This is a genomic window from Microbacterium sp. 01T413_2, from assembly GCF_056398985.1.
Genome location: NZ_JBFTQL010000026.1, coordinates 1 through 23736, shown reverse-complemented (window position 1 = coordinate 23736; position 23736 = coordinate 1). Strand labels below are relative to the sequence as shown.

Genomic DNA, 23736 nt, shown 5'->3' with positions numbered 1-23736 from the left:
GACAGAGCGCCTTCGGCGTGCGGCCGTGTGACGCGGCGCACTCCACCTGACGACGAGGAATCGAGACGCCCTTCGGGGCTCACGGAGGTTATTCCCTTGGCTGCTGCTCGCAACGCATCCACCCCCACCACCAACAAGAACGGACGCGGCCACTCCCGCCTCTCGTTCGCCAAGATCTCCGACACGCTGACGGTCCCCGACCTGCTCGCCCTGCAGACCGAGTCCTTCGACTGGCTCGTGGGCAACGAGGCCTGGAAGAAGCGCGTCGCCGACGGCAAGAAGTCCGGCCGCAAGGATCTGGCCGAGGCCAGCGGCCTCGAGGAGATCTTCGAGGAGATCTCCCCGATCGAGGACCTGAGCGAGACCATGCAGCTCTCGTTCACGAACCCGTACCTCGAGCCCGAGAAGTACTCCATCGAGGAGTGCAAGGAGCGCGGCAAGACCTACGCGGCCCCGCTCTACGTCGAGGCCGAGTTCATGAACCACCAGACCGGTGAGATCAAGACCCAGACGGTCTTCATGGGCGACTTCCCGCTGCAGACCGCCAAGGGCACGTTCATCATCAACGGCACCGAGCGCGTCGTCGTCTCGCAGCTGGTCCGCTCCCCGGGCGTCTACTTCGACAAGACCGCCGACAAGACCAGCGACAAGGACATCGTGTCCGCGCGCGTCATCCCGTCCCGCGGCGCCTGGCTCGAGTTCGAGATCGACAAGCGCGACCAGGTCGGCGTGCGCATCGACCGCAAGCGCAAGCAGTCCGTCACCGTCTTCCTCAAGGCGCTGGGCCTGACCAGCGAGGAGATCCTCGCCGAGTTCGCCGGCTTCGCCTCGATCGAGGAGACCCTCGCGAAGGACACGATCCTCACCAAGGAGGACGCGCTCCGCGACATCTACCGCAAGCTCCGTCCGGGCGAGCAGGTCGCCGCCGAGGCCGCCCGCGCGCTGCTGGACAACTTCTACTTCAACGCGAAGCGCTACGACCTCGCCAAGGTCGGCCGTTACAAGATCAACCAGAAGCTGGGTCTCGACCTGCCGTTGGACGAGTCGGTGCTCACGGTCAAGGACATCGTCGAGACCATCAAGTACCTGGTGCGCATTCACGCCGGCGTCGAGACCTTCGAGGGCATCCGCGGTGGCAAGAAGGCGGAGATCCGTCTCGCGACCGACGACATCGACAACTTCGGCAACCGTCGCATCCGCGCGGTCGGCGAGCTCATCCAGAACCAGGTCCGCACCGGTCTGTCCCRCATGGAGCGCGTCGTCCGCGAGCGCATGACCACGCAGGACATCGAGGCGATCACCCCGCAGACCCTGATCAACGTGCGCCCCGTCGTCGCCGCGATCAAGGAGTTCTTCGGCACCTCGCAGCTGTCGCAGTTCATGGACCAGAACAACCCGCTCGCGGGTCTGACCCACAAGCGCCGCCTCTCGGCCCTCGGCCCCGGTGGCCTCAGCCGCGACCGCGCCGGCGTCGAGGTGCGCGACGTGCACCCCTCGCACTACGGCCGCATGTGCCCGATCGAGACCCCGGAAGGCCCGAACATCGGCCTGATCGGCTCGCTCGCCACGTTCGCGCGGATCAACTCGTTCGGTTTCATCGAGACCCCGTACCGCAAGGTCGAGGACGGCAAGGTCACCGAGCACATCGACTACCTGACCGCCGCCGAGGAGGTCGACTTCAACATCGCGCAGGCGAACGCCCCGCTCGATGCCGAGGGTCGCTTCACCGAGGCGCACGTGCTGGCGCGCCCGAAGGGCGGATCCGGCGAGGTCGACATGTTCCTCCCCGCCGAGATCGGCTACATCGACGTCTCGCCGCGCCAGATGGTGTCGGTCGCGACCTCGCTCGTGCCCTTCCTCGAGCACGACGACGCGCAGCGCGCGCTCATGGGCGCCAACATGCAGCGCCAGGCCGTGCCGCTGCTCCGTTCCGAGTCGCCGTTCGTCGGCACCGGTATGGAGGGCTACGCCGCCATCGACGCGGGTGACGTGATCACCGCCGACAAGGCCGGTGTGGTCTCCGAGGTCTCCGCCGACCGCGTCGTGGTCATGCTCGACGAGGGCGGCACGCAGGAGTACTACCTGCGCAAGTTCGACCGCTCGAACCACGGCACCTCCTACAACCAGAAGGTCGTCGTCTCCGCCGGTGAGCGGGTCGAGGTCGGCGAGGTCATCGCCGACGGCCCCGCCACGGAGAACGGCGAGCTCGCGCTCGGCAAGAACCTCCTCGTCGCGTTCATGACGTGGGAGGGTCACAACTTCGAGGACGCGATCATCCTCAGCCAGGATCTGGTGAAGGACGACACCCTCTCCTCGATCCACATCGAGGAGTACGAGGTCGACTCGCGCGACACGAAGCTGGGCAAGGAGGAGATCACCCGTGACCTCCCCAACGTCAGCCCTGAGCTGCTGAAGGACCTGGACGAGCGCGGCATCATCCGCATCGGCGCCGAGGTCCGCCCCGGCGACATCCTCGTCGGCAAGGTCACGCCGAAGGGCGAGACCGAGCTGAGCGCCGAGGAGCGCCTGCTCCGCGCGATCTTCAACGAGAAGAGCCGCGAGGTCCGCGACACCTCCCTGAAGGTGCCGCACGGCGAGCAGGGCACCGTCATCGCGGTCAAGGAGTTCAACGCCGAGGACGGCGACGACGAGCTCGGCTCCGGCGTCAACCGCCGCGTCGTGGTCTTCATCGCCCAGAAGCGCAAGATCACCGAGGGCGACAAGCTCGCCGGCCGCCACGGCAACAAGGGTGTCATCGCGAAGATCCTGCCCGTCGAGGACATGCCTTTCCTCTCCGACGGCACCCCGGTCGACGTCATCCTGAACCCGCTCGGCATCCCGGGCCGCATGAACTTCGGCCAGGTGCTSGAGACCCACCTCGGGTGGATCGCCAAGCAGGGCTGGAAGRTCGAGGGCAMCCCGGAGTGGGCCGCGCAGCTGCCCGAGGAGGCGTTCGACGTCGCCCCCGGCACCAAGGTCGCGACCCCGGTGTTCGACGGCGCTCACCAGGAGGAGATCGAAGGTCTCCTCGACTCGACGCTGCCGACCCGTGACGGCGTGCGCCTGATCGACTCGTCCGGYAAGACCACCCTGTTCGACGGCCGCTCCGGCGAGCCGTTCCCGGGGCAGATCTCCGTGGGCTACATGTACATCCTGAAGCTCCACCACCTCGTCGACGACAAGATCCACGCGCGCTCGACGGGCCCCTACTCGATGATCACCCAGCAGCCGCTCGGCGGTAAGGCCCAGTTCGGTGGCCAGCGCTTCGGTGAGATGGAGGTGTGGGCGCTCGAGGCCTACGGCGCCGCGTACGCGCTGCAGGAGCTCCTCACGATCAAGTCCGACGACATCCTCGGCCGCGTCAAGGTGTACGAGGCGATCGTCAAGGGCGAGAACATCCAGGAGCCGGGTATCCCGGAGTCGTTCAAGGTGCTCATGAAGGAGATGCAGTCGCTCTGCCTGAACGTCGAGGTCCTCTCGGCAGACGGCACGGCGGTCAACCTCCGCGACACCGATGACGAGGCCTTCCGCGCCGCCGAGGAGCTGGGGATCAACATCTCCAGCCGCTTCGAGTCCGCATCCATCGACGAGATCTGAGCATTCGGGGGATCCGGATCCGTTCCTGATCCCCCGAGGCCCTGACTTTTTCTTAAGAGAATTTCGACACAGGAGAACTAGTGCTCGACGCAACAACCTTCGATGAGCTTCGCATCGGCCTCGCCACCGCAGACGACATCCGCAAGTGGTCGTACGGTGAGGTCAAGAAGCCCGAGACCATCAACTACCGCACGCTGAAGCCGGAGAAGGACGGCCTCTTCGGCGAGCAGATCTTCGGCCCTTCCCGCGACTGGGAGTGCGCCTGCGGCAAGTACAAGCGTGTCCGCTTCAAGGGCATCGTCTGCGAGCGCTGCGGCGTGGAGGTCACCAAGAGCTCCGTCCGTCGTGAGCGCATGGGCCACATCGAGCTCGCCGCACCCGTCACCCACATCTGGTACTTCAAGGGCGTGCCCTCGCGCCTCGGCTACCTGCTGGACATGGCGCCGAAGGACCTCGAGAAGGTCATCTACTTCGCCGCGTACATGGTCATCTCGGTCGACGAGGACGCGCGTCACCGCGACCTGGCGACCCAGGAGAACAACATCCGCCTCGAGCTGAAGACGCTCGGCGACCGCCGCGACGCCAAGATCGCGGAGCGCCTGGCCAAGCTGGAGGAGGAGCTCGCGGCCCTCGAGGCCGAGGGTGCCAAGGCCGACGCCAAGAAGAAGGTCAAGGACGCCGCCGAGAAGGAGATGTCCCTGATCCGCAAGGGCGCTGACGAGGCGATCGTCAAGCTCGAGCGCGTGTGGGAGGACTTCCGCACCCTCGAGGTCGGAGCCCTGCGTCCTGAGGACGACGTGTTCCACGAGCTGCAGGACCGGTTCGGCCAGTACTTCGAGGCGCACATGGGCGCCGAGGCGATCCAGCGTCGCCTCGCGGCCTTCGACCTCGCCGCCGAGTCGGAGAAGCTGCACCTGCAGATCTCCGAGGGCAAGGGTCAGCGCAAGATCCGCGCGATCAAGCGCCTCAAGGTCGTGAACTCGTTCCTGGAGACCGGCATGAGCCCGGCCGCCATGGTGCTCGACGTCGTGCCGGTGATCCCGCCGGAGCTGCGCCCGATGGTGCAGCTGGACGGTGGCCGCTTCGCGACCAGCGACCTGAACGACCTGTACCGCCGCGTGATCAACCGCAACAACCGTCTTCGTCGTCTGATCGACCTCGGCGCCCCCGAGATCATCGTCAACAACGAGAAGCGGATGCTGCAGGAGGCCGTCGACGCGCTGTTCGACAACGGCCGCCGCGGTCGTCCCGTCACCGGCACCGGCAACCGCGCCCTGAAGTCCCTCAGCGACATGCTGAAGGGCAAGCAGGGTCGCTTCCGCCAGAACCTGCTCGGCAAGCGCGTGGACTACTCGGGCCGTTCGGTCATCATCGTCGGCCCGCAGCTCAAGCTGCACCAGTGCGGTCTGCCGAAGACGATGGCGATCGAGCTGTTCAAGCCGTTCGTGATCAAGCGCCTGATCGACCTGGGGCACTCCCAGAACATCAAGGCGGCCAAGCGCGCCGTCGAGCGCATGCGCCCCGAGGTCTGGGACGTGCTCGAGGAGATCATCCGCGAGCGCCCCGTGCTGCTGAACCGCGCCCCCACGCTGCACCGCCTGGGCATCCAGGCCTTCGAGCCGCAGCTCGTCGAGGGCAAGGCCATCCAGCTGCACCCGCTCGTCTGCGCGGCGTTCAACGCCGACTTCGACGGTGACCAGATGGCGGTGCACCTGCCGCTGTCGGTCGAGGCCCAGGCCGAGGCCCGCGTGCTGATGCTCGCCTCGAACAACATCCTCAAGCCGTCCGACGGCCGCCCGGTCACCCTGCCCTCGCAGGACATGATCATCGGCCTGCACCACCTGACCACGGTCAAGRRSGGYGCGMYCGGCGAGGGYCGTGCGTTCGGCTCCGTGGGCGAGGCGATCCTGGCCAAGGACGAGGGCACCCTCGACCTGCAGGCCAAGGTCCGCATCCGCATCCCGGGTCTGACCTTCCTCGAGGGCGAGGCCCCCGAGGGCTATGCGAGCCACGGCCTCGTGGACGCATCGCTCGGCCAGGCGATCTTCAACGACACCCTGCCCAAGGGCTACCCGTTCGTGCGCGAGGTCGCCGACAAGGGCAAGCTCTCGCAGATCGTCAACAAGCTCGCCGAGGAGTACCCGAAGGTCGAGACCGCCGCGTCCCTGGACCGCATCAAGGACGCCGGCTTCTACTGGGCCACGCGTTCGGGTGTGACCGTCGCGCTCAGTGACGTCATCACCCCGCCGAACAAGGCGGAGATCGTCGCGGGCTACGAGAAGCAGGCCGAGAAGATCCAGGCGCAGTACGACAAGGGTCTGACCACCGACGCCGAGCGTCGTCAGGAGCTCGTCGAGCTCTGGACGAAGGCGACCAACGAGGTCCAGGCCGAGATGCAGGCGAACTTCCCTGAGGACAACACCATCAACCGCATGGTGTCGTCGGGAGCGCGTGGTAACTGGCTGCAGATCCGTAACATCGCCGGTATGCGTGGTCTGGTGAACAACACCAAGGGTGAGTTCATCCCGCGTCCGATCATCTCCTCGTACCGCGAGGGCCTGTCGGTGGCGGAGTACTTCATCGCCACGCACGGTACCCGTAAGGGTCTCGCCGACACCGCTCTGCGTACGGCCGACTCGGGCTACCTGACCCGTCGTCTGGTCGACGTCTCGCAGGACGTCATCATCCGTGAGGACGACTGCGGCACGTCGAAGGGCCTGGAGCTGCCGATCGCCGCGCCGAACAGCGCCGGCGAGCTGGTGCGCGACGCGAACGTGGAGAACTCCGTGTTCGCCCGTACGCTCGCCTCCGACGTCGTGAACGCGGCCGGAGAGGTCGTCGCGACGGCCGGTGAGGACGTCGGCGAYGTGCTCATCGACAAGCTCGTCGCGGCGGGCGTGGAGTCGATCAAGGTCCGCTCCGTGCTGACCTGCGACTCGGCTGTCGGCGTCTGCGCGCAGTGCTACGGCCGCTCGCTCGCCACCGGCAAGACGGTGGACATCGGCGAGGCCGTCGGCATCATCGCGGCCCAGTCGATCGGTGAGCCCGGTACTCAGCTGACGATGCGTACCTTCCACCTCGCTTCGGCCGGTGACATCACCCAGGGTCTGCCCCGTGTGCAGGAGCTCTTCGAGGCCCGTACCCCGAAGGGCGCCACCCCGATCGCCGAGGCCGACGGCCGCATCACGATCGAGGAGACCGACAAGTCGAAGAAGGTCATCCTCACGCCCGACAACGGCGACGAGGAAGTGGTCTACCCGGTGCTGAAGCGTGCGACGCTTCTCGTCGAGGACGGCCAGCACGTCTCGGTCGGCGACCCGCTGCAGGTCGGCACGCTCGACCCCAAGGAGGTCATGCGCGTCATGGGCGCCCGTGAGGTGCAGCGCTACCTCGTCARCGGMGTGCAGGRCGTGTACCGCTCCCAGGGTGTGCCGATCCACGACAAGCACATCGAGGTCATCGTGCGCCAGATGCTCCGGAAGGTCACCGTGGTCGACCACGGCGACACCGGTCTGCTGCCCGGTGAGATGCTCGACGCGCGTCGGTACCAGGACGTCAACCGTGCGACCGTGGCCGCGGGCAAGCGCCCCGCGTCCGGCCGTCCGGAGCTGATGGGTATCACGAAGGCGTCGCTCGCGACCGAGTCGTGGCTGTCGGCCGCGTCCTTCCAGGAGACGACCCGCGTGCTCACGCAGGCCGCCATGGAGGGCAAGAGCGACCCGCTGGTCGGCCTCAAGGAGAACGTCATCATCGGAAAGCTGATCCCCGCGGGGACCGGTCTGCGCCGCTACCGCGACATCACGGTGGAGGCGACCGAGGAGGCCAAGAGCGAGCGCTACCCGAACCGGATCTTCGCATCCGACGGCGCGTACGCCGAGGGCGACTTCGGCTACGTCGACTTCGACGCGTTCTCGACCGACGACATCACGCCCGGCACTTACAACTGAGTTGCGTCGGCTGGGCTCAATGCTGCGGAGCAGCGTTGAGCCCAGATCGACGCAAGGTTGAGCGAGGACGCGCGCAGCGCGACCGAGTCGAAACCTGGACTGATCGTCTGACGAAGACCCCCGGATCCACACGGATCCGGGGGTCTTCGCGTATCCGGATCCGCGAACCCGCACCTTCCAAGGAGGAGAACTCGCGTTCGGGAGGAGGATACGCGTGCGTTCCTCCGCCGATCCGCGAATTCTCCTCCCGAACGCGAGATGCGTCGGAGGTCAGGATCCGAAGATGCTCGCCACGATGCTCGACGTGTAGCCGTTCGGGGAGAGGTTGGAGTACCGCGTGTCGATGAGCACGTCATCGCGCCAGAACAGGGTGCGCCCGTCGGTGACGGGGTACTTGGGATCCGCCCATTCCTTCTCACAGCGCGTGCCCTTGTCCGGTGTGTAGCAACTGAAGCCGTCGGTCTTGACGAGGCCGTTCAGCATGTCCAGAGCCTCACCGCGGTACTTGCGCGAGATCGTGGTGGTGATGTTCGTGGTGTCGGCCTTCGGATCCGCCCAGATGCAGATCAGGCTGCCGTCGGACTGCACGCCGCTCGGCCCGTACACGGGGGAGTTCAACGGGGTGTCGCCGAGCTGCGAGAGCACATCGGCGGACAGGATCGCCCTGCAGTCGGTCGGCAGGGCGACCGGCGTCGACGTCGGACTGGGCGTGGGTGAGCTGCTGGTGCCGGGGGAGGGGCTCTTCGTCGGGTGCGCCGGATCCGATCCGGCCGCGGTGCCGCCTGCGGAGGCGGACGGGCTCGAGGCGGTACCGGGCAACGTCGGGGTGCACGCGGCCAGCGCGGCGACGAGGGTGAGGGCGGCGAGGGCGACCGCGGCGCTGCGTGTCTTCATGGCGTCAGGATAGGGCCAGGGCTTCGCCGGTCCGGGCGGCGCTCCGGAGTAGCCTGGGGAGACCTGCGGAGCGACTCCGCAGGGAAGGGGGGGCGGCATGGCCGAGCAGCGGGTGGTGATCCTGGGAGAGGCGTGGGTCGACGAGATCCGTGACCCGGGCGGGATGCGTGAGCGCGTGACCGGCGACGCCGTGGAGCTCGCGACGGCCCTGCGCGGCGACGGCCTCGTCGTGACCGTCGTGACGCCGCTCGGAGACGACGCCGACGGAGAACGGGTACGCACCGCCCTGCATGATCGCGGGATCCGCCTCGTCCCCGTTCCCGCGCCCGAGGGCACCCTGCGCCGTTCGATCGTGCGGGACCGCGCAGGCGCCGAGATCGAGCTGCGCCGGGGTGACGGTGCGTTCCCCGACACGCGCCGGTCGCTGGCCGCGCAGACCGAGGCCGACGTGATCGTGGATCTCCGCGATCGTGCGATCACCACGGTCGCCGAAGCTCGCGACGAGGTGCTGGCAGCCCTCGGGCTTGCCGTCGTCGCGCCGGCGTCGCTCCCGCAGGAGTCGGTGCTGCGGGAAGGGGATGCGGTCGAAGAAGCGGCCAGCGACGGGGCACTCGCCGATGCGCCTGCCGACGGTGCACTCGCCGACGCCTCGGCAGAGAACCCGATGGTCGTCGAGGCGCCAGGGCGTCCGCTGCTCCTGCCCGCCCCGATCGTCGCGGGGACGTACCGCCACTCCCCGGTGCARCTCCTGCCCGCGCCGCCCGCGGCACACGCACCGGCACCCGACTGGTACGGCCTCGAAGCCCGGATCGCGCGCGTCGCGACCTGACCTCGCGGGCGCTGCCTGACCCCGTACATGCTCGTGTTGCGCGACCATTGACCGCAGGAGCGCGCCGACGAGACGTGTACGGGGCGCAGAGTCCGATCCGGTCAGCCGCGGGGCACCCAGCGCGTCGGCGGGTGCGTGCGGCGCACGAGTCCCCGCAGCTCTTCGAGGGGGGCATCGGCGCCGAACGCCCCGACTGCCCGCGCCTGCACGAGCACGTTCCCGAGTGCGGTGGCCTCAACGGGGCCGGCCAGCACCGGCAGTCCCGTGCGGTCGGCCGTCGCCTGGCAGAGCAGCCGATTGAGGGATCCGCCCCCGATGAGGTCGATCGCCTCGATCGCCGTGCCAGTGAGTGCGGATGCCGTCGATACGGCGTCCGCGAACGCCTGCGCGATCGATTCGACGATCATGCGCACGAACGCCGCCCGTTCGGATGGCGGCTCGGCTCCCGTCGCACGCACGACTGCCGCGATGCGCGCGGGCATGTCGCCCGGACTGCCCACTGACGGGTCGTTCGCGTCGAACAGCGGCACCTCCGGACTCGCGGCAGCGGCGTCGAGCAGCGCGGGCAGATCGATCGGCGCGCCGTCTTCGCCCTCCCAGGCGCGCACGGTCTCGCTGAGCAGCCACAGCCCGGCCACATTGTGCAGGAAGCGGATCCGTCCGTCCACGCCGAGCTCGTGCGTGAAGCCGGCATCGCGTGCGGCGTCGGTGAGCACCGGCTCGGTGGTTTCGAGCCCGACCAGCCCCCAGGTGCCGCAGGAGATGTACGCCGTGGACGGGGAGGCGAGGGGTGCGGCAGCGACCGCCGAGGCSGTGTCGTGCGAGCCGACCGCGACGACGGGCAGATCCGCGCCGATCCGCGCGGCGATGGCGGGGAGCAACCGTCCGATCCGCGCGCCAGGATCGACCAGCGGCGGCAGCAGTGCCGGACGGATGCCGATCCGTTCCGCGAGCGCGAGATCCCACTCCCGGTCGTGCACGCCGAGCAGCCCCGTCGTGGAGGCATTCGTCCGCTCGGCGACCCTGGCGCCCGTCAGACGATGCGCGAGGAGGTCGGGGATGAGCAGCAGGGTCTCCGCCTCGGCGGCGCGCTCGTCGGCGGCGAGCTGGTACAGGGAGGTGAAGGGGAGGAACTGCAAGCCGTTGCGGGGGTACAGCTCGGCGAACGGCACGCGCGCGTGCACGAGGTCGGCCCCGCGCGCGCCGCGCTCGTCGCGATAGTGGAACGGCTCGGCCAGCAGCGCGTCGCCCCGCAGCAGGCCGTAATCGACCGCCCAGGTGTCGATGCCGATGCTCTCGATCGCGGGCTCGCGGCGCACCGCTTCGGCGAGACCCGCGATGACATGATCCACGAGCATCTCGAAGTCCCAGTGCAGACCGTCCGCGCACCGCACGGGCCCGTTCGGGAAGCGCGCGACCTGCTCGAGCTCGAGCACGTCCGTCCCGACGCGGCCGATCATCACCCGCCCGCTGGTGGCCCCGAGATCGACCGCGGCGAAGGCGCGCGGGCGGTGCGCGGCGTTCACAGAGCCGGCTCCTGCACTCGACGAGCCGTGCGCGTCCGCAGGCCGCGTGCGTGCTGCGGCGCGGTCATCGCAGGAACGCGGCCGCGACGCCGGAGTCGACCGGGATGTGCAGGCCCGTGGTGCGGCTGAGCTCAGGGCCGGTGAGCACGTAGACGGCGTCCGCGACGTTCTCCGGCACGACCTCGCGCTTGAGGATCGTGCGGTTGGCGTAGAACTGGCCGAGGTCCTCCTCGGCGACACCGTAGGTGGCGGCCCGGTTCGCGCCCCACCCCGAGGCGAAGATGCCGGATCCGCGCACCACGCCGTCGGGGTTGATACCGTTCACCCGCACGCCGTGCTCGCCGAGCTCGACGGCCAGCAGTCGCACCTGGTGGGCCTGGTCGGCCTTCGTGGCGGAATAGGCGATGTTGTTGGGGCCGGCGAACACGCTGTTCTTGGAGGAGATGTAGACGATGTCTCCACCGAGCTTCTGATCGATGAGGATCTTCGCGGCGGCCCGCGAGACGAGGAAGGATCCCTTCGCCATCACGTCATGCTGCAGATCCCAGTCCTTCTCCGTGGTCTCCAGCAGCGGCTTGGAGAGCGAGAGCCCCGCATTGTTGACGACGAGGTCGACGCCGCCGAACGCGAGCACGGCCTCGTCGAGAGCGGCCCGCACGGCGTCGGCGTCGGCGACGTTCGCCGCGACGCCGATCGCGACGTCGGTGTTGCCGAGCTCGGCGGCCGCGGCCCGGGCCTTGTCCAGGTCGAGGTCGGCGACGACCACGCAGGCGCCCTCCGCCGCGAGACGGGTCGCGATCGCCTTCCCGATCCCGGATGCGGCTCCCGTGACGAACGCGATCCGTCCCTGGTGCGAGCGCGGCTTCGGYATCCGCTGCAGCTTGGCCTCCTCGAGGGCCCAGTACTCGATGCGGAACTTCTCCTCGTCGGAGATGGGGGAGTACGTCGATAGCGCTTCGGCGCCGCGCATCACGTTGATCGCGTTGACGTAGAACTCGCCGGCCACGCGTGCGGTCTGCTTGTTCGCGCCGTAGGAGAACATGCCCACCCCGGGGACCAGCACGATCAGCGGATCCGCTCCCCGGATCGCGGGAGAGGCGGCGTCGGCGTGGGCGTCGTAGTACGCCTGGTAGTCCGCGCGGTACGCGGCGTGCAGTTCGTGCAGGCGCGCGATCTGCTCCTCGACGGTCGCCGTCGCGGGCAGGTCGAGGATGAGCGGCTTCACCTTGGTGCGCAGGAAGTGGTCGGGGCAGCTCGTGCCGAGCGTGGCGAGGGCCGGCGCCTTCTCGGAGGCGAGGAAGTCGAGCACCGCCTCGGGGTCGGTGAAGTGGCCGACCATGGGCTTGTCGGTCGAGGCGATGCCGCGGATCGTGCCGGCGAGGGCGGCGGCGCGCTCGCGGCGCTCGTGTTCGGGAAGCGCCTCGAACCCGGCCCGGACGCCGCCGAACGGCTCCGCCTTGCCGTGCTCGGCGATGTGGGCGGCGGCGGTCTCGATGATCCAGAGCGAGTTCGCCTCGGCCTCCTCGGACGTGTCGCCCCACGCGGTGATGCCGTGCCCGCCCAGGATGCAGCCGATCGCGTCGGGGTTCTCGGCCTTGATCCGTGCGATGTCCAGGCCGAGCTGGAATCCGGGGCGCCGCCACGGCACCCACGCGACACGCTGTCGCCCTGCAACATCGCCGAAGATCTCCGCGGTCAGCGCCTCCCCATCGGCCGCGGTCGCGATCGCGATGCCGCTGTCGGGGTGCAGATGGTCCACGTGCACGGCGTCGACGAGCCCGTGCATCGCGGTGTCGATCGACGGGGCCGCCCCGCCCCTGCCGTGCAGGCAGTAGTCGAACGCGGCGACCATCTCGTCCTCGCGCTCAACGCCGGGGTACACATCCTGCAGTGCACGCAGGCGGTCCAGGCGCAGCACGGCTAGGCCCTGCTCGGTGAGGGTGCCCAGGTCGCCGCCCGAGCCCTTCACCCACAGGAGCTCGACGGGCTGCCCCGTGACGGGATCCGTGTCGGTGCCCTTCGCGGAGGTGTTCCCACCCGCGTAGTTCGTGTTCTTCGGGTCGGCGCCCAGGCGGTTGCTGCGCTCGATGAGTGCGGCGGCGGTGGGGGTGGTCATGTCGGTTCCTTGGTAGCGGTGATCGTTCGGGATGCAGCGGGGGAGGGTGCGCTCAGGCGCCCCAGCCGGCCTGGGCGCCGCCGACGCGCTCGGCGGCGATGTTCTCGAGATAGCCCGAGGCTCCGAAGGCCGCCATCGGGTCTGCGGGCAGGCCGCGGTCTTCGCGCCAGGCGGCGAGGGCAGGACGGACGTCGGTGTAGAACGCGTCCATGAGCACGGCGTTCGCGGCCAGCACGTCGTTCGCGCGCTGGGCTGCGGCCAGCGCCTCGCGGTCGATCAGCAGGGCGCGTGCCGTCATCTCCTGCACGTTCAGCACCGAGCGGATCTGTCCGGGGATCTTCGCCTCGATGTTGTGGCACTGGTCGAGCATGAACGCGACGTCGGGGTTGTTCAGGCCACCGCCGCGGATCACCTCGGCGAGGATGCGGAACAGCTGGAACGGATCCGCCGCCCCCACGATGAGGTCGTCGTCGGCGTAGAAGCGCGAGTTGAAATCGAACGAGCCGAGCTTGCCGAGGCGCAGCAGCTGCATCACGATGAACTCGATGTTCGTGCCGGGAGCGTGGTGGCCGGTGTCCAGGCACACCATCGCCCGCTCGCCGAGGGCGGACACCTGCGCGTAGCTGGTCCCCCAGTCGGGGACGTCGGTGTGGTAGAAAGACGGCTCGAAGAACTTGTACTCCAGGACCAGGCGCTGCTCGTCGCCGAGGCGCGCGTAGATCTGCTGCAGCGAATCCTGCAGTCGGTCCTGCCGGGAGCGCATGTCGTTCTGCCCGGGATAGTTGGATCCCTCGGCGAGCCAGATCTTCAGATCCCGGGATCCGGTCGCGTGCATCACGTCGATGCAGGCGAGGTGGTGATCGATCGCCTTCTGCCGGATCCGGTCGTCCTCGTGCGCGAGGGCGCCGAACTTGTAGTCCTCGTCCTGGAACGTGTTGGAGTTGACCGTGCCCAGGGCGACGCCGTGGTCCTCCGCGTGCCGACGCAGGTCCTCGAAGGAGTCCACCAGATCCCACGGGATGTGCAGGGCCACGGTTGGCGCGAGAGCCGTGTGCGCGTGCACCTGGGCGGCGTCGGCGATCTTCTCGAACGGGTCGCGCGGCGTGCCCGGGGTGCCGAACACGCGGAAGCGGGTGCCGGAGTTGCCGAACGCCCAACTGGGCAGCTCGATCGCCTGCTTCTCGAGTTCGGCGAGGATCACTGGGGAGAGCGTGGTCATGATGCGGTGCTTTCTTCGATGCGGGTGGCGCGGAGGGTGTGCGTGCCAGGGGTGAGCTCGGTGGGTCCTTCCAAGATCCAGCCCGGGGCAAGGGCGATGTCGGCCGTGACTCCGAACGGGACCTCGACCGTGAGATCCGCGCCGGCGGCGTCGCGCCGCCAGTCCACCGCGATCCGCCCGGCGGGGGCGTCCACGTGCGCCTGGCAGTGATCGAGCACGCCGTCGAGGTCGGGGGCGATGCGCGTACGCCGATACCCGGGCTCGATGAGCTCGATCCCCGCGACGCGGCGCATCATCCAGTCGACGACGCAGCCGAAGGCGTAGTGGTTCATCGACATCCGCTCGACCGTGCCGTCCTCGTGCACGGCTTTCCACGCCTCCCAGATGGTGGTGGCGCCGTGGTCGACCTCGTACAGCCAGGAGGGCGCCGTGTCCTGCACCAGCAGTGCCCGTGCGCGGTCGGCGTGCCCCTCGTCCCACAGCACGTCGAGCAGGAACGGCACGGAGACGAAGCCGGTGTCCAGATGCACGCCCGCCTCGTGAACGAGCTCGACGAGCCGGGCGACGACGCGCGGGCGGAGATCATCGGGCACGGCGTCGAAGGCGAGGGCGAGCACGGCGATGCCCTGCATGTCCGGCCCGATCCGGCCGTCGTCGCCCACGTACTCGGCGGCGAAGGCGGCGCGCACCGCGGCGGCGTGCTCCCTCGCCTGAGCGGCGGTGGCCGTATCGCCGAGCGCCTCCGCGGAAGCGGCGTAGAGATCCAGAGAGCGGATCTGGAACAGCGGTCCCGTGAGCTCGGCCGTCAGCTGCGGGGCGAGCATGATGGCCGCGAACTCATCGAGGCCTTCCGACTCGGGACGGGATCCGTCCAGGGTCGACGGCGCGAGCCAGTCGCCGAAATTCATGCGCCCGTTCCAGAGCAGCCGCTGCCGGGCCAGGCGCTCCGCGGAGAGCGTCTCCGGATCCAGGTGCGCCGGCAGCGCGGCGGCGGCGTCGGCCGTCTGGTGCTCGACCCAGGCGCGCATGGCGTCGATGTTGTCGCGCAGGAAGCGAGGATCGCCGTAGTGGCGGTACAGCTCCCAGGGAGCGATCGTGATCGCGTCACTCCATCCCGCGGCGTCGGTGATGTCGCCGAGGCCCGCGTTCGGGCGGTCCGGATCGTCCATGGCCGGCGGCATCGGCACGATGATGGGCACGATGYCGTCGTGAGCTGCCTGGTCGACGCGGACGTTGCGCAGCCAGCGGTCCAGGAACGAGGCCACGCCCATGAGGGTCGCCGCGGTCGGCGTGAAGATCTGCAGGTCGCCGGTCCATCCGGCGCGTTCGCGCTGCGGGCAGTCGGTCGGCACCGCGAGGAAGTTGGAGCGCTGCGACCAGATCGTGTTCTCCACCAGGCGGTCCAGCCGCGCGTGAGACGAGGAGAAGGAGGCGGTCTGCGCGAGGTCGTTGGCGATGACGGCCGCGGTGAAGTCCTCGGGCGCGGGCGTTCCGGGGTAGCCGATCAGCTTGACGTAGCGGAACCCGTGGAAGGTGAACAGCGGCTCCCATTCCTCGCCGTCCGGGTGGCCGGCCAGCACGTACTCGTCGGCCTGGTCCTTGTTCACCCCGAGGATGTTGTCGAGGAAGTTGCCCTCCGCATCGACCACCTCGGCATGTTCGAGGCGGACGACGGTGCCGCGCTCGCCGCGGACCCGCATGCGCACCCGGCCGGCCATGACCTGGCCGAAGTCGATCACGGTCTCGCCGGCCGGCGTCGTCAGGATGCGCTGCGCCGGCAGCTCGCGGACGCGGCGGATCGGCTCTCCGACGAACGGCACGAGGGGCACGGACACGGGGACGAGCGCGCACGGCGTCCACTCCTGGGATGCCACGGCGTCGGCCGACGGCTCATCCCAMCCCGGCATCTCGGCACGCGCGTCATGGCGCTCCCCGATGAAGATGTCCGACCAGTCGATCGGGCCGCGGGAGCTGCGCACCGACGCATCCGGGCGGATCACGCGCCGGGTGCCGTCGGGGAGGTCGATCTCCAGCCGCCAGGTGGCGCGGAGGATGTCGCCGTACTGGGCGCTGCGCCCGAGGATGGAGATCCGCCCGGCGTACCAGCCGTCGCCCAGGATCACGCCGAGCACGTTGGCGCCTTCGCCCAGCAGCGAGGTGACATCGTGCGTCATCACCGAGATCTCGTGCTGATAGCTCTCGTAGCCCGGCGCCAGCAACCCGTCCCCGACCGGGCGTCCGTTCAGCGACGGCTGATGTACGCCCTGGCTGCTGATGCGCAGTCGCGCCGACACCGGCGCGGCGGGCAGATCGAACTTCTGACGCAGATGGCGTGGCGGGTGCAGGCGCTCGCCGGGCGGGGCCGCATTCTCGGCAGGGGCGAACGTCTCCGGACCGATCGCGAGCGGCCCCTCGGCGAGCACGCGCTCCTGCTCGGGCTCGGCCCACGGCGCGTCCCACTCCGCGAGGCCGAGGCCGAAGCCGGCGGACGCTTCGACCACACCGCCGTCCGCATCGCGCACGGCGAGCCGCCAGCGGTAGTCCGCGCCCGGGGTGCCCGCGAAGTCGACGGGTTCGAGCGCGGTCGCGTCCGAGTCGATCCATCCGGAGTCGTGTGCGAGCGCGCCGTCCGCGGACGTGATGCGGATCCGGTGCGCGCGGGGCGCGGATACCGCATCCTCCGCTCGCACCCGCCAGGTGAGCCGCGGGGTGGCGCGGCGCAGTGCGAGCGGGTTCTCGAGGTGATCTGCGCGGAGGTCGGACAGGACGAGAGGCATCGACGGGGCTCCTTTGCTCTGAATCGATTCAAAAATCTGAGACCGACGATACGACCTCGCCATGGAGTCGTCAAGTGACGCATAACTGCACGGTGAACTCCCCGCGAATCGGATCCGGCGTCGGGCTTGTGAATCGATTCAAAGGTTGCTAGCGTGCAAGCACCCCGGATCCGCAGCGCCTGCCCGGCCGCCGCATTCCGCATCGCTCACGTTCAAAGGAGAACCATGACCGTCGCAGCCCCCGCCGTCCGCCGCCCGAACCCCTGGTGGGTCGGCATCGTATGCGGTATGGCGTCGTACATCGATGCCGCCACGATCGTCTCGACCGGCATCGCCCTCGTGATCTATCAGCACACGATCGGCCTCACCCCGGATCAGATCGGCATCCTGTCCGGAATGCTCACACTCTCCATCGCGATCGGCGCGATCTTCGGCGGCCGGCTCGGTGACGCGCTCGGCCGGCGCACCGTCTTCCTCGTCACGATGCTCATCGTGATCGTCGGCATCGCCCTGCTGGTGTTCGGGGCGTCGTTCCCCGCGCTGCTCGCCGGCGTCGTCCTCGCAGGCCTCGGAACCGGCGCCGATCTGCCCGTGTCGCTCTCGACCATCTCGGAGGCCGCCACGGAGAAGAACCGCGGCGCGATCATCGGGTTCTCCAACATCCTCTGGGTCGTCGGGATCCTCGGGACGATCGTGATCGCGACGTTCGCGGGCGGTCTCGGGCGTCTCGGCGGTCAGCTGCTGTTCGGTCAGGTCGGGATCGTCGCCGCACTCGTCTTCCTCGCGCGACTCACGATCCCGGAGTCGCCGTTCTGGCTGGCGGCGCGCGATGAGCGTCGTCGTGGTGTCGTGACCGTGCGGGCCGACCGCGCCTCGGTGCGCGACCTGCTGCGCAAGCCCTATGTCGGTCCGTTCGTCGCGCTGCTGATCTTCTACGCGCTCACCAACGTCGGCGCCAACACCGGCGGCCAGTTCGGCACCTACCTGGCGGTCAACGTCGCGGGCATCCCCGTCCAGCTGAACTCCGCGATCGGCCTGGCGTCGTTCCCGATCGGTCTGCTCGCAGGCCTCTGGTTCATGCGCATCGTCGATGGCAAGCGCCGGATGACCTACTTCGTCTTCGGAGCGGTCGTGCTTCTTCTCGGGTATCTGACGCCCGCGGTCCTCGGCTTCAGCCTGCCCACGATCATCGCCATGAACCTGTTCATGGGCATCGGCGGCGCCTTCGCGTTCGAGGGCATCATGAAGGTGTGGACACAGGAGTCGTTCCCGACCCTGCTGCGCACGACGGCGCAGGGCGCCGTCATCGCGATCGCCCGGGTCGTCGCGGCGCTGCTCGCCTTCGTCRCCCCCGCCCTCATCGCCGTCAGCCCGCAGGGACTGTACGCCGTGCTGAGCGGGGTCGTGGCCATCGGTCTCGTCGTGGCCTGGTTCGCCTTCCGTCGCGCGGGCGAGAGCCAGTTCGTCACGGAGTCGCTGCCCACCGTCGTCGTCGAGGCGGAGGCCGAGGCCGCTGCCCCTATCGAATCCTGACCGTTCGACCACACGCCTGACCATGATCCGGAAGGACCGAGATGCACACCCCTCTCCACCAGGCCGACTTCCTCACCGCGGGGGCTCCGCGCGAGGCCGCGATCCGCTTCCGGCGGGCCGTTGCTCCCGCCCAGCCGCGCGACGCCGTCGCCTCCGCACGTCTCAGCGCCACCGCGCTGGGCGTGTATGAAGCGCGGCTCGACGGTGCACCGGTCTCGGACTCCGTGCTCGACCCCGGCTGGAACGCGTACGAGTGGCGACTCCCGTTCCAGAGCTGGGATGTGACGGAGGCGGTGCACGGCGGATCCGGGGATCTCTCCCTCGAGGTTCTGCTGGGCAACGGCTGGTACCGCGGTGATCTCGGGTTCGAGGGAGCGAACGCGAACTACGGGGAGGAGATCGCCGTCGCGCTCGCCCTGGAGCTCGTCTTCGATGACGGCACCGTCCAGACCATCGTGACCGATCCGGAATGGACGGCCGAGACCTCCGAGGTGCTGCGCAACTCGCTCTACAACGGCGAGAGCATCGATGCGCGCCTTCGTGGCGTGCCGGGGGAGACGCTGACCGTTCAGACGGTCGAGGTGGACCGATCCCGGCTCATCGCGCAGGCGGGTCCGCCCGTGAAGAGGCAGGAGACACTGCGCCCGGAGCGCATCTGGGCCTCGCCGTCTGGCCGCACGCTCGTCGACTTCGGCCAGAACCTGGTGGGCTGGGTGCGGGTGACGGTTCACGGGCCGAGTGGCGCCGAGGTCGTGCTGCGGCATGCCGAGGTGCTCGAGGACGGCGAGCTGGGCACACGTCCGCTGCGCGCCGCGCAGGCCACCGACGTGTTCGTCCTGTCCGGCGGGCAGGACGTGTTCGAGCCGACGCTGACCTTCCACGGCTTCCGCTACGTCGAGGTCGCGGGCTGGCCGGGGGAGCTGCGTGCCGAGGATCTGGAGGCCGTGGTGGTCCACTCCGACATGCGCCGAACCGGATTCTTCGAGTGCTCGGAGCCGCTCGTGAACCAGCTCGTGCAGAACTCGGTGTGGGGGCAGAAGGGCAACTTCCTCAGCGTGCCGACCGACTGCCCGCAGCGCGACGAGCGCCTGGGCTGGACGGGTGACATCGCCGCCTACGCGGCGTCGGCGTCGTTCCAGTTCGACACGTCCGACTTCCTGCACGACTGGCTCGAGGACCTGCACGCCGAGGCGCGCAACTCCCCGGCCGGGATCGTCCCGATCGTCGTGCCCGACGTGCTGAAGTACGCGCACTTCGGCGAGGACTTCGCGTTCCCGGAGCTGGGCGCGACAGCGATCTGGGGGGACGCCGCGGTGTGGGTGCCGGAGGCGCTGTGGCGCGCCTACGGCGACCGCGAGCGACTGGCGGCGCACTATCCGGCGATGGTGCTGCACCTCGAGTCCGTCGAGCGGGTGCTCTCGCCGACCGGCCTGTGGGATCAGGGCTTCCAGTTCGGCGACTGGCTGGACCCGGACGCTCCGCCGGAGAATCCCGCCGCGGCGAAGGCGGATCCGCATGTCGTCGCCACCGCGTGCCTTTACCGCTCGGCCGCGTTCACCGCGGAGGCGGCGGGAATCCTGGGTCGTACCGAAGAAGCCCGGCGCTGGCAGGCGCTGGCGGATCGGGTGCGCACGGCGTTCCAGGAGCACTACGTCGAGGACGGCCGGGTGCGCTCCGACTGCGTCACGGTCTACGCCTTGGCGATCTGCTTCGGGCTGCTGGAGGACGCAGCCCGCGAGAAGGCCGCGGATCGCCTGGCCGAGCTCGTGCGCGCCGGCGGCTATCGCGTCACCACCGGGTTCGCCGGCACGCCGTTCGTCACCTGGGCTCTGTCCGAGACCGGGCACGTGGAGGACGCCTACCGGCTGCTGCTCGAGACGGAGAACCCCTCCTGGCTCTACCCCGTGACGATGGGCGCGACCACCGTATGGGAGCGGTGGGACTCGATGCTGCCGGACGGATCCATCAACCCGGGCGAGATGACGAGCTTCAACCACTACGCGCTCGGCGCCGTCGTCGACTGGGTCCATCAGGTGGTGGGCGGCATCCGCCCGGCGGAGCCCGGCTATGCGAAGCTGCGCATCGAGCCGGTTCCCGGGCCGGGCATCACCTGGGCGCGCACGCGCTACGACGCCGCCGCGGGCGAGATCGCCGTGCACTGGCGCACCGAAGACGACGGATTCGTGCTCGAGGCCCGGATCCCGGAGGGCGTGCCCGCGGAGATCGTCCTGCCCGACGGATCGACGCACGACGTCGTCGGAGGCGAGCACCGCTTCGTCGCATGAAGGCGGCCGCGCCCGGAGGTCCCGGGCGCGGCTCGGCCCATGCCCTAGGCTCGCTGTGCGGGAGAGGGGACGGCGATGGTCGTGAGCGTCCGGGAAGTGGCCGAGGACGCCGGCGTGTCGGTCGGCACGGTGTCGAACGTCCTGAACCGTCCGGAGCGGGTCGCCGCCGAGACCGTGACGCGCGTCCAGGCCTCGATCGCGCGCCTCGGATATGTGCGCAACGACGCGGCCCGGCAGCTGCGAGCCGGACGCAGCCGTACCATCGGGCTCGTCGTGCTCGACATCCGCAACCCCTTCTTCGCCGAAGTCGTCCGCGGCGCCGAGCAGCGCGCCGACCAGCACGGGATGTCGGTGCTCGTCGCGAACAGCGACGAGAGCGCACGCCGTGAGGCCATGCTCTTGGATCTGTTCGAGGAGCAGAGGGTGGCAGGGGTGCTCATCACGCCGGTCGCCGAGGCGCTGCCGCGGCTGCAGCAGATGCGCGATCGCGGCACCCTCAGCGTCCTCGTCGACCGCGAATCGCGCGATCCCGGGTTCTCCTCCGTCGCCGTGGATGACGTCGAGGGCGGGCGGATCGCTGCCGCGCACCTGCTGGAGGGTGGACGCCGCCGGCTCGCGTTCGTCGGCGGACCGGTCTCGCTGCGACAGGTCTCGGACCGCCTGAGCGGAGCACAGGCCGTGGCGGCCGCGGCCGGAGTGGCCCTGGAGTTCATGGCGACGGAGGCGCTCACCGTGGAGGAGGGTCGTCGTGCGGGCAGATTGCTCATGGAGCGCCCCGCAGCGGAGCGCCCGGATGCGGTGTTCGCGGCGAACGACCTGGTGGCGCTGGGCATGCTGCAGAGCCTGGTGATGGCCGGGGACGCGCGCGTCCCGGAGGACATCGCACTCATCGGATACGACGACATCGACTTCGCTGAAGCCGCGGTGATCCCGCTGAGCTCGATCCGCCAGCCCGCCGAACTCATCGGATCCACGGCGGTCGACCTTCTGCTCGGTGCGTCCGAGGGGGGCGAAGCGGCCGCTGAACGTGTGCTGTACCGGCCGGAACTCGTCGCCCGCGCGTCGACGCTGGGCGCCTGAACGCGGGCTCTAGGGCGGCTCCGGCCGCTCGATTTCTCGTGGCCGGATCCGCCGGGTATGCTTGATCTTCGCGCCCCCGGTCGGCTGGAAAAGCGGGACGGGCGTGCATTGGCAAGTTGCCCGAGCGGCCAAAGGGAGCTGACTGTAAATCAGCCGCGTCATGCTTCGGGGGTTCGAATCCCTCACTTGCCACCCAGCACGAAGGGCCCCCGCGACGCGGGGGCCCTTCGTCGTTCGCGGATCCCTCAGCGCTGGGCGGTCTTCGGTGTGCGGTTCTCCGCACTGACCATCCAGGAGAGCTGCTCGATCCGCTCCAGGATCGTGTGCAGGATGTCGGCCGTGGTGGGGTCCTCCTCGTCGACCCGGTCGTGCACGTCCCGGCAGGTCGCCGCGACGCCGTCGAGACGTTCCGTCATGAGGTCGATCGCGTCGCCGGTTGCGATCTCTCCCTGCGGGCATTCGGGCAGCGATGTCGTCTCGGCGACCACGTCGCTGCGGCCGTCGGGCAAGGCGTGGAGGGCGCGCATGCGCTCGGCGACCGTGTCGGCGAACGCACGGCTCGCCTCGATGATCTCGTCGAGCTGCAGGTGGGTGTCTCGGAAGTTGGTGCCGACGACGTTCCAGTGCACCTGCTTGCCCTGCAGGGACAGTTCGATGAGATCGACGAGCACGCGCTGCATGTCGTCGCTCAGCGTCTGGGACGCCGTGAAGCCCTTCTCGGCGTTCTCCTCAGCGGTGCGCTGCGCGCCGCGCGCGGGCTTACGACGGTTCTTCGTGGCGGTCGATGCCTGGGGGCTCATGGGACTCCTCACTGTCACGGCGGCGCGGCATCCGCGCGCCCGTCTGCTCATACGCCCCGCACGCTAACCAAGCGCGTGCGGGAACGGTACGGGCTTGCGCCTTACCGCCGTGAGCATTAGGGGCGACGGAGCGCCGTCACCGCAGGGGGAAGCCCCGGCTACCGGAGCGGCGCGCATGCGCTACCGGACTTCGATGGCACCGTCAAGCCCCTCCACGTCGACGCAGGTGATGGCTACGTTCGACGCTGTCAGCAAGAATGCGCTCCCGGCGCATGCGGGGTCCCCCAGGCCTACGGGTCGCCCGCCAAGCCGCGGAACGCTGAGGGGTCCGGCCGGGTTCGCCTCCGGTCGGACCCCTCTTGTCAAGGGTTCTGAGAACACTGGGCATCCCATGCGAGAAAGGCGCGATTCCTGCGGGCATCGGCTGCGAGGCGTAGCGTCCGGAGCATGTCCACTCTCTATTACGGAAGCGCAGAACACGCCATCGAGATCGAGGACGTCACCCTCGCTCACCTCAAGGTCGTGATCGCCACGAAGCTCCGGCGGAACGAGAGTTTCACCCTGTCCTGGCAGCATGACGGCGACCAGCCACTCGGCCGCACCACGGTCTGGCTGCACCCGTCGATCGAGCTCCGCTTCGAGTTCGCCGACCCGAACCCGCCGGAGCTGGATCCGGCGAGGATCCAGGCGATCGCCAACTCTGCCAACACGTCGGGCGGGATCCTGATCCCCTACGAGCAGATCCTCGAGGCCGCCTGACGCTTGCCGAGACGAACTCTCACGCGACCCGAGACGAAGGGGCCCCGCTGCGGGCCCCTTCGTCGTCCCCGGATGCGTGTGGCGGTGCCGGGCGCGAGTTCCGAGCCCTGCCGGACATGTGCTTCTTAGACTGGTCATCATGCGTGCGCTCACCGAAGACCAGATCCGGGCGTCGTTCCGCAACGCCGAGCCCGACGAGGCCGCCGAGATCGCGATGCCGCACGACCTGCTGCTCGCCGAGTGGGACTACCTCGACTTCTTCGCGTGGCGGGATCCGATCGCATCCCGCAGCGGTTACATCGTCATCGAGCAGGCCGGCGAGCCGGTCGGGATCGTGCTGCGGGGAGCGGATCCGTCCCGGGTGCGCTCCGGCA

At 69.3% G+C, this 23736-nt stretch carries 14 protein-coding genes and 1 tRNA gene; 9 read left to right on the top strand and 6 right to left on the bottom strand.

Features of this window, described 5'->3' with window-relative positions; genetic code table 11:
* The first annotated feature begins 96 nt into the window (after positions 1 to 96).
* Positions 97 to 3597 (top strand): DNA-directed RNA polymerase subunit beta, encoded by a 3501-nt coding sequence (rpoB, locus tag AC1DMN_RS13685; RefSeq protein ID WP_477384419.1) that lies wholly within the window; start codon positions 97 to 99, stop codon positions 3595 to 3597.
* 80 nt (positions 3598 to 3677) lie between these two features.
* On the top strand, positions 3678 to 7544 hold the full coding sequence (rpoC, locus tag AC1DMN_RS13680; RefSeq protein WP_477384417.1) for a DNA-directed RNA polymerase subunit beta': 3867 nt from the start codon (positions 3678 to 3680) through the stop codon (positions 7542 to 7544).
* Positions 7545 to 7814: 270 nt separating this feature from the next.
* Here rpoC and AC1DMN_RS13675 read toward each other — a convergent pair whose 3' ends face one another.
* Positions 7815 to 8438, bottom strand: coding sequence for a hypothetical protein (locus tag AC1DMN_RS13675; protein WP_477231093.1), 624 nt, complete (start codon positions 8436 to 8438; stop codon positions 7815 to 7817).
* 97 nt (positions 8439 to 8535) lie between these two features.
* Here AC1DMN_RS13675 and AC1DMN_RS13670 point away from each other — a divergent pair, with 97 nt between their 5' ends.
* On the top strand, positions 8536 to 9267 hold the full coding sequence (locus AC1DMN_RS13670) for a hypothetical protein (RefSeq protein WP_477231092.1): 732 nt from the start codon (positions 8536 to 8538) through the stop codon (positions 9265 to 9267).
* Between the two features lie 101 nt (positions 9268 to 9368).
* Here the strand turns inward: AC1DMN_RS13670 and AC1DMN_RS13665 are convergent, their stop codons facing one another.
* From AC1DMN_RS13665 to AC1DMN_RS13650, 4 genes are all read right to left on the bottom strand, one after another.
* A complete protein-coding gene (locus AC1DMN_RS13665; RefSeq protein WP_477231091.1) occupies positions 9369 to 10793 on the bottom strand; it encodes a rhamnulokinase in 1425 nt (474 codons plus the stop codon).
* 64 nt (positions 10794 to 10857) lie between these two features.
* Positions 10858 to 12909, bottom strand: a complete 2052-nt coding sequence (locus tag AC1DMN_RS13660; protein WP_477384415.1) for a bifunctional aldolase/short-chain dehydrogenase — start codon at positions 12907 to 12909, stop codon at positions 10858 to 10860.
* A 52-nt stretch (positions 12910 to 12961) separates the two neighbouring features.
* Positions 12962 to 14128, bottom strand: coding sequence for an L-rhamnose isomerase (gene rhaI, locus AC1DMN_RS13655; RefSeq protein WP_477231089.1), 1167 nt, complete (start codon positions 14126 to 14128; stop codon positions 12962 to 12964).
* Positions 14125 to 16905 carry a family 78 glycoside hydrolase catalytic domain gene (locus AC1DMN_RS13650; RefSeq protein WP_477384413.1) on the bottom strand — a complete coding sequence of 927 codons (2781 nt, stop codon included), beginning with the start codon at positions 16903 to 16905 and terminating at the stop codon, positions 14125 to 14127. The genes rhaI and AC1DMN_RS13650 overlap by 4 nt, the downstream gene beginning before the upstream one ends.
* 225 nt (positions 16906 to 17130) lie before the next feature.
* Between AC1DMN_RS13650 and AC1DMN_RS13645 the strand changes: the two genes are divergently transcribed.
* The 4 genes from AC1DMN_RS13645 to AC1DMN_RS13630 all read left to right on the top strand — a co-directional run bounded on the left by AC1DMN_RS13645 (position 17131) and on the right by AC1DMN_RS13630 (position 21995).
* A complete protein-coding gene (locus AC1DMN_RS13645; RefSeq protein ID WP_477384411.1) occupies positions 17131 to 18438 on the top strand; it encodes an MFS transporter in 1308 nt (435 codons plus the stop codon).
* A 41-nt stretch (positions 18439 to 18479) separates the two neighbouring features.
* Positions 18480 to 20723, top strand: coding sequence for a family 78 glycoside hydrolase catalytic domain (locus AC1DMN_RS13640; RefSeq protein WP_477231086.1), 2244 nt, complete (start codon positions 18480 to 18482; stop codon positions 20721 to 20723).
* A 75-nt stretch (positions 20724 to 20798) separates the two neighbouring features.
* Complete coding sequence (locus tag AC1DMN_RS13635; RefSeq protein ID WP_477231085.1) at positions 20799 to 21803, top strand: LacI family DNA-binding transcriptional regulator; 1005 nt, start codon at positions 20799 to 20801, stop codon at positions 21801 to 21803.
* Positions 21804 to 21913: 110 nt separating this feature from the next.
* Positions 21914 to 21995, top strand: a tRNA-Tyr gene (locus tag AC1DMN_RS13630).
* Positions 21996 to 22048: 53 nt separating this feature from the next.
* Here AC1DMN_RS13630 and AC1DMN_RS13625 read toward each other — a convergent pair.
* Complete coding sequence (locus AC1DMN_RS13625; RefSeq protein WP_477231084.1) at positions 22049 to 22603, bottom strand: Dps family protein; 555 nt, start codon at positions 22601 to 22603, stop codon at positions 22049 to 22051.
* Between the two features lie 447 nt (positions 22604 to 23050).
* Between AC1DMN_RS13625 and AC1DMN_RS13620 the strand changes: the two genes are divergently transcribed.
* On the top strand, positions 23051 to 23362 hold the full coding sequence (locus AC1DMN_RS13620) for a DUF7882 family protein (protein WP_477231083.1): 312 nt from the start codon (positions 23051 to 23053) through the stop codon (positions 23360 to 23362).
* Positions 23363 to 23501: 139 nt separating this feature from the next.
* The coding region (locus tag AC1DMN_RS13615) for an FBP domain-containing protein (protein WP_477384409.1) at positions 23502 to 23736 on the top strand (235 nt) is incomplete at its 3' end.

Bases quoted from the DNA above. Each gene is read 5' to 3' on its own strand.
- AC1DMN_RS13675 (WP_477231093.1), bottom strand. From the start codon at position 8,438: ATGAAGACACGCAGCGCCGCGGTCGCCCTCGCCGCCCTCACCCTCGTC.
- rhaI (WP_477231089.1), bottom strand. From the start codon at position 14,128: ATGACCACGCTCTCCCCAGTGATCCTCGCCGAACTCGAGAAGCAGGCG.
- AC1DMN_RS13620 (WP_477231083.1), top strand. From the start codon at position 23,051: ATGTCCACTCTCTATTACGGAAGCGCAGAACACGCCATCGAGATCGAG.
- AC1DMN_RS13635 (WP_477231085.1), top strand. From the start codon at position 20,799: ATGGTCGTGAGCGTCCGGGAAGTGGCCGAGGACGCCGGCGTGTCGGTC.
- AC1DMN_RS13640 (WP_477231086.1), top strand. From the start codon at position 18,480: ATGCACACCCCTCTCCACCAGGCCGACTTCCTCACCGCGGGGGCTCCG.
- AC1DMN_RS13625 (WP_477231084.1), bottom strand. From the start codon at position 22,603: ATGAGCCCCCAGGCATCGACCGCCACGAAGAACCGTCGTAAGCCCGCG.